The organism is Sphingobium sp. CR2-8, assembly GCF_035818615.1.
In the GTDB taxonomy this organism is placed as follows: domain Bacteria; phylum Pseudomonadota; class Alphaproteobacteria; order Sphingomonadales; family Sphingomonadaceae; genus Sphingobium.
The window spans coordinates 2,701,598-2,711,240 of sequence record NZ_JAYKZY010000002.1 but is presented as its reverse complement, the minus strand read 5'-3'; the positions used below and the strand labels follow the sequence as shown (position 1 = coordinate 2,711,240).

The following is a 9,643-nucleotide window of genomic DNA, read 5'->3' as shown; positions in this document are numbered from 1 at the left end:
GATGACCATGCTGACCAGCCTTAAGGCGCTGTTGTTCACCACGCCCCTGTCGGCGCCCCTATCGTTGAATGTGAAGGGGGATGCCGCGCCCGTGGATGGCACGCCCGATTTCGCGCAACTGCTGAACGTCGTCGGCAGCGCACCGGCCGGTCAGGCTGCGTCCGTGCCGCTTGGTAAGCCGCTCGCGCAGGCGCTCCTGGCGGAAGAGGATGTCGTAACGCGCGAAGAAGCCGCCGGGCCGCCCCGCTTCGCGCCTGTCGATATGCAGGTCTGGCGTGCGACCACGCTGCCAGATTCCGATCCCGTCGACATGCCCGACAGGGCGGGATATGACCTTCCTGTCATCCCCGTCGAAATAAGCGAACCCCAACCCGCTGTCATCGCAATGGTGACCAAGGAAGGGCACGATGCCTCCCGCCCTGCGTCGCTCGCCCCTGTCGCGACACCGCCCGCGCCGCCGATCGCTAAACCCTTAGCGCAGCCCGTCTTGACGCAGTCGGCGCAACCAGTTGTGACACCGCTTGCCGAAGCGCCGGTCCCAACGATGCCGCCCCAGGCTGCCGATATCGAACCAACAGTGCCAGCTCTGCCGCATACAGGAATGCAAATCGACGCCAGCGCGAGCCCAAAGGGCGTCGTCACACCGCCGCCCTTTGGGCTCGCGGTAGAATCACAACCCTCGATCGCGCAGCCGGTCGTGGCGCAGTCGGCGCAGCCAGTTGCGACACCGCTTGCCGAAGCACCCGTCCCCACGATGCCGCCACAGGCCGCCGATATTGAACCAGCAGTGCCAGCTCTGCCGCAGACACGCACGCAGGACGACGCCAGTCCGATCGTGGAAGGCGTCGTCACACCGCCGCCCTTTGCGCTTGCGGTAGAATCGCAGCCATCCATTGCGCCTGCCGCGCCTGCCGCGCCTGCCGCGCCTGCCGCGCCTGCCGCGCCTGCCGCGCCTGCCGCGCCTGCCGCGACCATCCCGCCTGCTGCCACCGTTCCCATGGCGCCAGTGGCGCATCATGCCCGGCCGCACGACGTCTCGTCGTCCACCCCCTTGGCCATCGCATCGTCAGACGTTGCGCGCGACACGCCGGACATGGAGGATGCTTCGCCGGCCGACGATACACCATCACCCGTCGTTCAGGACATCGGTCAGGATATGCCGATCCTTATCTCGCCCCTAGCACAGCCGGTGGTGGCCGGACCATTGCCGATGACTGCGCAGCCCGACGTCGGCGTCCCCGATGGCCCGCGCGCAGTTTCGATGCCTGCCGCCATAGCTACCAAGCCGTCTACCCCTGTCGCGGTGCAGGTGCCGACCAACTCTGCGGCGACCAGCAACGGCCCCATTGTCGCTGGTCCGGCTGGGATGCCCTCATCCTCGACACCGACAGCGGCGCAAGTTCCCACCATGCCCGCCGCGACAGCGGAGGTGCCAGTCCTCCCTGGTCCGGCAGCGACGCCATCGTCCTCGACGCCGATAGCGGCGCCAGTTCCCACCACGCCCACCGCAACAGCGGGCGCGCCCGTCATGCCCGGCGCCGACGCGGCTCCATCGACCTTGGTCGAGGTTGTCAGGCAAGCGCCTGACGGGTCGACCACCGACATCGCTGCGACCGTCGGCCAGGATATCGCGGAGAAGCCATCGTCTCCGATGCGTGTCGCGGCGCAAATCCCGGCGGCACCGGATCATGGCGACGCCGCTGCAATCCCCGACGGCCCTACGTCGTCCGCTTCATTCGCGCCCAGCGCAGCGCCGGTTGCGGGCGTCACGACCGATCCTGTCGACATCTCTGTGGTGGCTGCCTCGCCGACGGCCGTCCGTCCGCCCATCGATGCCGTGCCGTCCGACCCGACCATCGCATCCGTGCGTCCTGACGATACCGCGCGCCAGACGGCCGATCCTGCGCCCGTGATCGTGCGCGCCGTTCCGGTCGCGCCCGCCCCCATCCCGTCGTCATCAGCGCCGCAAACTGCTGTAGTATCGGAGGTGCAACCGGCCATCGCGCCCGAACTGCCGCCAACGGACGCTCCGGCCCCGCCAGCCAAGCCTGCGCGCGCGGAAGCCGTGTCCCTGCTGCAACTGGTCCGCGACCATATGAGCCTTCGTGCGCCTCGTCGCACCGAAGGCGCAGCGCCTGTATTGGCACCCGATCGGGATAGCAGGCCTGACGCGCCGCTTGCCATTCTGCCGCCAGCCATAAAAGACAGCGCTGTGCCGCTGGCCGCCACGACGCAACCGACCGTGCAGCCCACCGCGACCGCGCCTGCCATCCCGACCATAGACCTGTCCGCCAGCCTGGGCGCGCAGGTGGTGGATATGGGCGTGTCGGGCCAATGGATCGACGGGCTGGCCCGCGACATTGCGGGCCTGTCGGCCAATGGTGCGCAGGGCCGTTTTCAGATCAACGCGGATCAGCTTGGCCCGATCCAGGTCGATATCCGGCAGGGCGACGGCGGCGCGGCCGTCAGCCTGACCGTCGCGACGGAAGCGGCCGAACGCGTCTTGCGGCAGGAAGGCGACCGGCTGAAACTGGATGCGGGCCTGTCCGCCATCCGCATCAGCGACGTGAAGGTCGAACGGACGCCGCATGTCGCGGAACCCGCGCGCGCCGACAGCAGCGGCAATCAAAGCCCCTCGCAACAGCAGTCGGGCAACGCCAACCAGAATGCGCAGCAGGCGATGGGTCAGAATATGGGACAGTCCGGCCAGTCGCACATGCAGGGACGCGGGCAGCCACGCGAAAATATCGCCCTTGGGCATAAAGCCGGGAATGACGCGGCCGTTCTTAACCATATGGACGTCGGCGAAAGCGCCGGCGAGGCCGTTCGCGCGCGCTACGCGTGACCGGCGCTAATCCCAGGGGACCAGAACGATGAGCGACGAGCCGAAGGCCAAGAAGAAAAAAGGCGGGAGCATGAAGATGATCCTGCTGCTGGTCGTGGGTGTCGTCGTAGGTGGTGCAGGCGCGGCAGGCGGGCTGTACGCCGCAGGCTTTTTCAGCCCCAAGGCGGAAGGGCCGAAGGAAGATCCCAACAAGCCGGTGCTGGTCCTGGCCGGTGAGGACGCGCAGGCGGTCGCCACGGCCCATGGCTGGGCGGGCGAGGGCGGTGGCGGCGGCGAAGGCGGCGGTCATGCCGCTGGCGGCGGCGAAAGCCATGCCGCGTCAGCGGGTCACGCGCCGGGCAAGGGCATCGATCTGCCCACGCCGGTCAATCCGGCCGCCTATCAGGCCACCTATTTCCAGCTGCAACAGCCCTTCACATCCAACATGTCGGATACCGACGCCTTCGCCCAGATCAGCATCGCGGTGTCGAGCTATTATGATTATCGCGTGATCGCCGCGATCAAGCAGCATGAGATGCCGATCCGCAGCCAGGTGCTGATGATGTTGGCGCAGCAGCCGCAGGAAGTGCTCGACACGCCGCAGGGCAAGCAGGCGCTCCAGGGCAAGCTCAAGACCATCATCAACGATGTCCTGAAGCAGAAGACTGGCTATGGCGGCGTCGACAACGTCTATTTCACGAACTTCGTGATCCAGTAAGCCATTCGGCAACGCCCGCAGCGATCCTGTCCTTCGACGATCGTTGCGGGCACGGGTCGTCGCCCTATTAACCCCAATTTTACCATTTTCGTTATTAATGGCGCTGCACCAAAGGATCGGGACGGCCCCTGATCCGTCATGGTGCAGGGGACCAAGATGGACGACGTACAGACCTACGCCTTCGGGCGCGGGGATTCGCAAGCGCCGATCATGCTGTCGGGGCTGGACCGGCTGAGCGAGAAGCTCGGTCGGCGCATGCGCGCCTTGATAGAGCCGATCGCGGGCGTGCGCCCGCATATCACCGCGCAGGATACGCGCGTTCTGGACTTTGGCGCATGGACGGCGGAAGTACCCGCCTTTTGCAGCCTGTCCATCTATCGCCTGCTGCCCTTGAAGGGGCAGATGCTGCTGCGCATGGACGCGGCGATGATCTCCACCATGGTCGATTGCTTCTATGGCGGCATCGGCAACCGCGCGCTGCCCGCGCGCGGCGAATTCACACCGACCGAAGATCGGCTGATCGCCCGGCTGGCCGACACCATCGTCGCCCGGCTGGTCGAAACCTGGGCCGACATATTGCCGCTGGAACACGGCCTGGTCCTGCGCGAAAGCGCAGTGGGCTATGCCGCCGCCGCGCAGCCGGGCGACCAGATGGTGCTGCAACGCTTCACCGTCTCCCTCACCCGCGAACAGGAATGGCCGATCGACCTGGTCTTCCCGCTGTCGGCCCTGCGCGGCGTCGAAGCGCTGATGGGCAGCAACATGCCCACGGACGAAGAACATCGCGATCCCGTCTGGCAGACGCGCATCGCTCGCCGCATGCGCGACATCCGCATGCCAGCGCGTACCGTATTGGCACGTCCCAACCTCTCGCTGGCGGAGCTGATGCAGCTCAAGGTCGGCGACGTCATTCCCGTCACCATCGGCCGATCGCTGCCGCTGATCGTGGGAAACCGCATCGTCGCGCATGGCACGATCGGCGAACAGGACGGCCGCGCCGCCTTCCAGATTGAAAAGCTTGCACAGGAACCCGATCAATGAGCGACATGAGCGAAGCCCCCCGCATGGACCGGGGCGAAGATCCGTTGGCCAAGATGACCAACAATCGTCAGTTCAAGCTGCTGGCCGATATCCCCGTGCGCATGTCTGTGGAGGTCGGCTCGACCTCGTTGCGCCTGGCCGAAGTCATGGATCTGGCCGAGGGCAGCATCGTGGAACTGGACCGCCAGGCCGACGATCTGCTCGACATCATGGTCAATGGCGCGCTGATCGCCAAGGGCGAGGTGGTGACGGTCAACGGCCGCTATGGCATCCGCATCGTGGATATCGCGGCCACCGAAAACCGCCTGGCCGGTATCGAACGGCGCGGTTGACGGGCAACCATCACTTTGCGCTTGCCTTCGGCCGCGAAACTGCGGATCGCAGGCGCTGTTAACCATAGCTGCGGGCAGGCCATTTCATGTTCTGGTATTTCGTCAAACTGCTGATCATGCTCCCGCTGGTGGGCGGCATGGCCTTTGGCGCGCTGTGGCTGTGGCGCAAATATCAGCCCGGCATGCTGGCGGGGCAGGGGGACCGCTCCTTAAAGCTGCTCGAAGCGCTGCCGATGGGCGCCTTCGGCAAGCTCGCCGTGGTCGAGTTCGAAGGCAAAAAGATATTGCTGTCTGTCACCCGCAGCAAGATCGAGAAGATCGCGGAAGGCGATCATGTCCGCCTGCGCTGATCTTTCAAGCTGCAGTGTTCCCGCGCAGGCAGGAACCCGGTCCCCAGCTTTGCATTCCAAAGACACGCTGTGGAAATGGACTCCCGCTCTAGCTGGGATGACGATTTTAGCGTTCGCAGCCCTCATCCTCTTCACCGTCCCCGCCTTCGCGCAGGCCGCGCCCGCCGCCGCCCCGCCGGTCGACAATGGCGGCGCGCTGAGCCGTGCCATGGGGCAGATTTCGGGCGACGGCCGATCGCTCTCGCTCAGCCTGCAAATCCTCGTCCTGATGAGCCTGCTGACGGTGCTGCCGTCGCTCGTGCTCATGATGACCAGCTTCACCCGCATCATCATAGTCCTGTCGCTGCTGCGTCAGGCGCTGGGCCTGCAACAGACCCCGCCTAACCAGGTGCTGGTCGGCCTCACCCTCTTCCTCTCCCTGTTCGTGATGCGCCCCGCGATCGACGCGATCAACGCCCAGGCCTTCGACCCTTATGGCAAGGGTCAGATCAGCATCGAGGAAGCGGTTGGCCGGTCTGGCAAGGTGCTGCACGGCTTCATGGCCAAGCAGACCCGCGAAAGCGACCTCAAGCTGTTCCAGAACCTCGCCAAGGCGCCGGCTTTCCGCACGCCCGACGACATCCCTTTCACGATCCTGCTGCCCGCCTTCGTCACCAGCGAATTGAAGACGGCGTTCCAGATCGGCTTCATGATCTTCCTGCCCTTCCTCATCATCGATCTGGTCGTCGCGTCCACGCTGATGGCGCTCGGCATGATGATGCTGTCGCCCACCATCATATCCATGCCGTTCAAACTGCTGCTGTTCGTGCTAGTGGACGGCTGGGCGCTGACCATGGGGTCGCTGGCGGGGTCTTTCGCGACATGAGCCGCCACCTGCTCCCACATCCGTTCAGTTCGAGCTTGTCGAGAACCATGCACCAGGCTGCGTTCTCGACAGGCTCGAACCGAACGGAATGGGAAATATAGTCCCATGGAAAATGCCGATTTCTTCCTAGGATTGGCGCAGCAGGCGCTGTGGATCACGGCGCTTGCCGCCGCGCCCGTGCTGATCCCGGCGCTGATCGCGGGCCTCATCATCGGCATGGTGCAGGCGGCGACCTCGATCAACGAACAGACGTTGAGCTTCATTCCCAAGATCATCGTCGTAGGCGGCATGCTGGCGCTGTTCGGCGGATCGATCATGGTGCTGATCGCCGACTTCACCCGCGAAATCTTCGAACGCATCCCGGACCTGCTCCAGTGAGCATGAGGCGGCCATGATCGCGCCGGGCTTCGCCGGGGTCGAAAACCAGCTTTGGATCTGGCTGATCGCCATGATCCGGCCGGGCGCGGCCTTCATCGCCGCACCGGTCTTCGGCGCGCCCGCCGTGCCGCTGCAACTGCGCCTGATCCTCAGCCTGGCGCTGGGCCTCGCCGCGCTCAACAGCGTGACCATCACCCTGCCGCAGGACGGCGTCGCCAGTTTCGAAGGCGTGATGATGGTCGCGGGCGAAGTCATGGCGGGCCTGGCGCTCGGCTTCGCAGTCCAGATCGGCTACGCCGCCGCCTTCGTCGCGGGGGAGACGATCGGCACCGCGATGGGCCTCAACTTCGCGGCGATGGTCGATCCCTCGTCGGGCCAGTCGACCCAGGTGGTGGGCACCTTCCTGTCCATCCTCGCCACCTTCCTGTTGCTGGGCATGGACGGCCATCTGCTGCTCGCCAGCTTCGTCGTGCAAAGTTACCAGGCGATCCCGCCGGGCGCGGGCATCCTGTCCAACGATACGATCTGGCGGCTGATATCGTTCGGCGGATCGCTGCTGGGGGCGGGCGTCACCGTTGCGCTGCCGGTCGCTTTCGCGTTGGTGCTGGTGCAGATCGTCATGGGCATGCTGGCGCGCGCCGCGCCCTCGCTCAACCTGTTTGCGGTCGGCATCCCCGTCGCGATGATGGCGGGTCTCGTCCTGCTCGCGATCGCCGCGCCGATCATGGCCGAGGGCATGACGGCCTCGCTCAAGGCGGGCCTGGAGCAGGCCCAGATGATCGCGGAAGGACGCTGAGCCATGGCGGACAGTCCCGGCGGCGGCGAAAAGACCGAAAAACCGACCCAGAAGAAGCTGGATGACGCCGCCAAGAAGGGCGACATCCTCCAGTCGCGCGAACTGGGCACGGCGCTGGTGGTGATGGCAGGCATCGCCTGGCTGGCGATCACCGGCCCGTCGCTGATCGACGCGCTCTCCGACATGCTGAGCGATGCGCTGCGCTTCCGGCGGGAGGACATTATCGACTTCTCGCCTGCTGCGCGCGGGGCCGAACTGCTGGGCACGATCGCCATACCCGCTGCGGGCGTGATGCTGGCGACCTTCATCGCCGCGATTGCCGCCCCGGCGTTGCTGGGCTCGCTCGGCTTTCGCCCCGGCGCCTTCGCGCCCAAGGCGTCGAAGATGAACCCCGCCGCCGGTCTCAAGAAGATTTTCGGGACGCAGGGCCTGGTCGAACTGGTGAAATCCATCGCCAAGATCGGCCTGCTCGGCAGCATCGGCATCTGGTTCATCTGGGATCGGCTGACGCAGATCACGGCGCTGGGGAAGATGGGCGTCGCGCCCGCCATGGCGGACCTGGGCAACCTCTTCATCCTGACCTGCCTCATCATGGCGGGCGGCCTGTTCCTGATCGCGGGCATCGACGTGCCCGCACAGATCATGCAGCGCGCCAAACGGCTGGGCATGAGCAAGCAGGAGATCAAGGACGAGCATAAGGAAAGCGAAGGATCGCCCGAGGTGAAGGGCCAGATCCGCCGCCGCCAGTTCGAGGTGCTGAACGGCTCGACGCGGCAGGCGGTGGCCGAAGCCAGCGTCATCATCACCAACCCCACCCATTTCGCGGTCGCGCTGCGCTACAAGCCCGGCGTGGACGCCGCACCGGTCGTGGTCGCGCGCGGGTGCGATGCGATCGCCGCGTCGATCCGCGAACTGGCGGACCAGAATAGCGTGCCCGTCCTCCAATATCCCGAATTGGCGCGCGCCGTCTATTTCACGTCCCGCCCCGGCCAGATCGTCAACGAAGGGCTATATATGGCGGTGGCGACGGTCCTCGCCTTCGTATTCCGGGTGGAAAACAAGATGGCGAGCGAAATGGATCGCCCCTTCATCACCGTGCCCGACGACCTGCGCTTCGACGCCGACGGGCGGAAGCAATAGGCGGCATGGCCGACCGGCTGCGTATCCTGTGGGTCGGGGCGGGCCTGCTGCTGCTGGTCTTTGTTCCCGCCTATCTGTTCACGCTGACGCCGGGGCAGGGGATGCCGCGCGACGGCACGTCTCTGGTGGTAGGGCGCGACTTCCTCAACATCTGGATGTACGGCCGCGCGGCGTGGGAAGCGAACCCCGAAAGATACTACGAGTTAGACACCTATATCGCGGCGCTGGGGCCGATCGTGGGGGCCGGTTATCCGGGGCAGCTCTGGTCCTATCCGCCGGTCGCGATGCTGGTCGCCGCGCCCTTTGGCCTGCTGCCCTATCTACCCGCGCTGGCGCTGTGGACTATGTGTGGAACTGTCGCTTTCGCTGTTGCGCTGCGCCCCTGGACGGCATCGCTGACCGACGCAAAGTGGCGGATTACGGCGCTTCTGCTGGCCTCGCCCGCCGCGCTGCTGGGCGTCATGTCCGGCCAGTTCGCCCTGTTCGCCGCCGCGATCATCCTGTCCGTGCTGCGCTGGCGCGACAGCCGTCCCTGGCTGGCGGGCGCACTGGTCGGCCTGTTGCTGGTCAAGCCGCAACTGGGCCTGCTCTTTCCCGTCCTGTTCCTGTCCACGCGCAACTGGCGCGCCTTTGCCGCCGCCGCCCTTTCCAGCCTGACGCTGGCGGCGATCGTTGCGCTGATCTGGGGCGTCGATATCTGGCGCATCTATGGGGAAACGGGCATCGCCAACCAGTCGCTGGTGTTGAGCGACCCGGATCATCTGGCAGGCCCGTTCATGGCGACCCTGTTCATGAACCTGCGCGTCGTCGGCGTCGCCGTGCCGCTGGCGAGCGGGTTGCAGATGGTGCTCGCGCTGTTCGCAGCGACGCTCGTCTGGTGGCGTTTCCGCCAGCGCCCCGCAGCGACCGATCTGTCGGCCAACCTACTGTTCCTGGCCTGCGCCATGTCGGCCACACCCTATATGCTGTCCTACGACACGCTGTCCTTCGCCTCGATGGCGGTGCTGGCGCTGGCGGTGGGGCAGGAGAGGATAATGCCGCTTCTCGTCTTCTTTCTGCCGCTGCTGCAGCTGGTTGCAGGCATGGTGGGCGTGCCGGGGCCGGGCCTGATCCCCATCATCGTGGCGGTGCATCTGGCTGCCCGTAAAAAAAAATTGCGGCGTCGCCTAAAGTTTATCTGCGCCCGGCCGTAATCCTGT

General features: G+C 65.8%; 10 protein-coding genes. All 10 read left to right on the top strand.

What is annotated here, in order from left to right:
• The first annotated feature begins 1 nt into the window (after position 1).
• The 10 genes from U5A82_RS17110 to U5A82_RS17065 all read left to right on the top strand — a co-directional run bounded on the left by U5A82_RS17110 (position 2) and on the right by U5A82_RS17065 (position 9,637).
• Entirely contained in the window at positions 2–2,845 is a 2,844-nt protein-coding gene (locus tag U5A82_RS17110) for a hypothetical protein (protein WP_326292049.1), read from the top strand.
• Positions 2,846–2,873: 28 nt separating this feature from the next.
• Positions 2,874–3,542 carry a flagellar basal body-associated FliL family protein gene (locus U5A82_RS17105; RefSeq protein WP_326292048.1) on the top strand — a complete coding sequence of 223 codons (669 nt, stop codon included), beginning with the start codon at positions 2,874–2,876 and terminating at the stop codon, positions 3,540–3,542.
• Positions 3,543–3,698: 156 nt separating this feature from the next.
• Positions 3,699–4,583, top strand: a complete 885-nt coding sequence (locus U5A82_RS17100; protein ID WP_326292047.1) for a flagellar motor switch protein FliM — start codon at positions 3,699–3,701, stop codon at positions 4,581–4,583.
• Entirely contained in the window at positions 4,580–4,915 is a 336-nt protein-coding gene (fliN, locus tag U5A82_RS17095; protein WP_326292046.1) for a flagellar motor switch protein FliN, read from the top strand. The genes U5A82_RS17100 and fliN overlap by 4 nt, the downstream gene beginning before the upstream one ends.
• Before the next feature lie 86 nt (positions 4,916–5,001).
• Positions 5,002–5,265 carry a FliO/MopB family protein gene (locus U5A82_RS17090; RefSeq protein ID WP_326292044.1) on the top strand — a complete coding sequence of 88 codons (264 nt, stop codon included), beginning with the start codon at positions 5,002–5,004 and terminating at the stop codon, positions 5,263–5,265.
• A 97-nt stretch (positions 5,266–5,362) separates the two neighbouring features.
• A complete protein-coding gene (gene fliP / locus U5A82_RS17085) occupies positions 5,363–6,130 on the top strand; it encodes a flagellar type III secretion system pore protein FliP (protein WP_326292043.1) in 768 nt (255 codons plus the stop codon).
• A 105-nt stretch (positions 6,131–6,235) separates the two neighbouring features.
• The gene (gene fliQ / locus U5A82_RS17080) at positions 6,236–6,508 is read left to right on the top strand and encodes a flagellar biosynthesis protein FliQ (protein WP_326292042.1); all 273 of its coding nucleotides are present in this window, start codon (positions 6,236–6,238) and stop codon (positions 6,506–6,508) included.
• Between the two features lie 13 nt (positions 6,509–6,521).
• A complete protein-coding gene (fliR, locus tag U5A82_RS17075; protein WP_326292040.1) occupies positions 6,522–7,304 on the top strand; it encodes a flagellar biosynthetic protein FliR in 783 nt (260 codons plus the stop codon).
• A 3-nt stretch (positions 7,305–7,307) separates the two neighbouring features.
• Positions 7,308–8,444 carry an EscU/YscU/HrcU family type III secretion system export apparatus switch protein gene (locus tag U5A82_RS17070; RefSeq protein ID WP_326292039.1) on the top strand — a complete coding sequence of 379 codons (1,137 nt, stop codon included), beginning with the start codon at positions 7,308–7,310 and terminating at the stop codon, positions 8,442–8,444.
• A 5-nt stretch (positions 8,445–8,449) separates the two neighbouring features.
• Positions 8,450–9,637, top strand: coding sequence for a glycosyltransferase family 87 protein (locus U5A82_RS17065; RefSeq protein ID WP_326292038.1), 1,188 nt, complete (start codon positions 8,450–8,452; stop codon positions 9,635–9,637).
• The last annotated feature ends 6 nt before the right edge of the window (positions 9,638–9,643 follow it).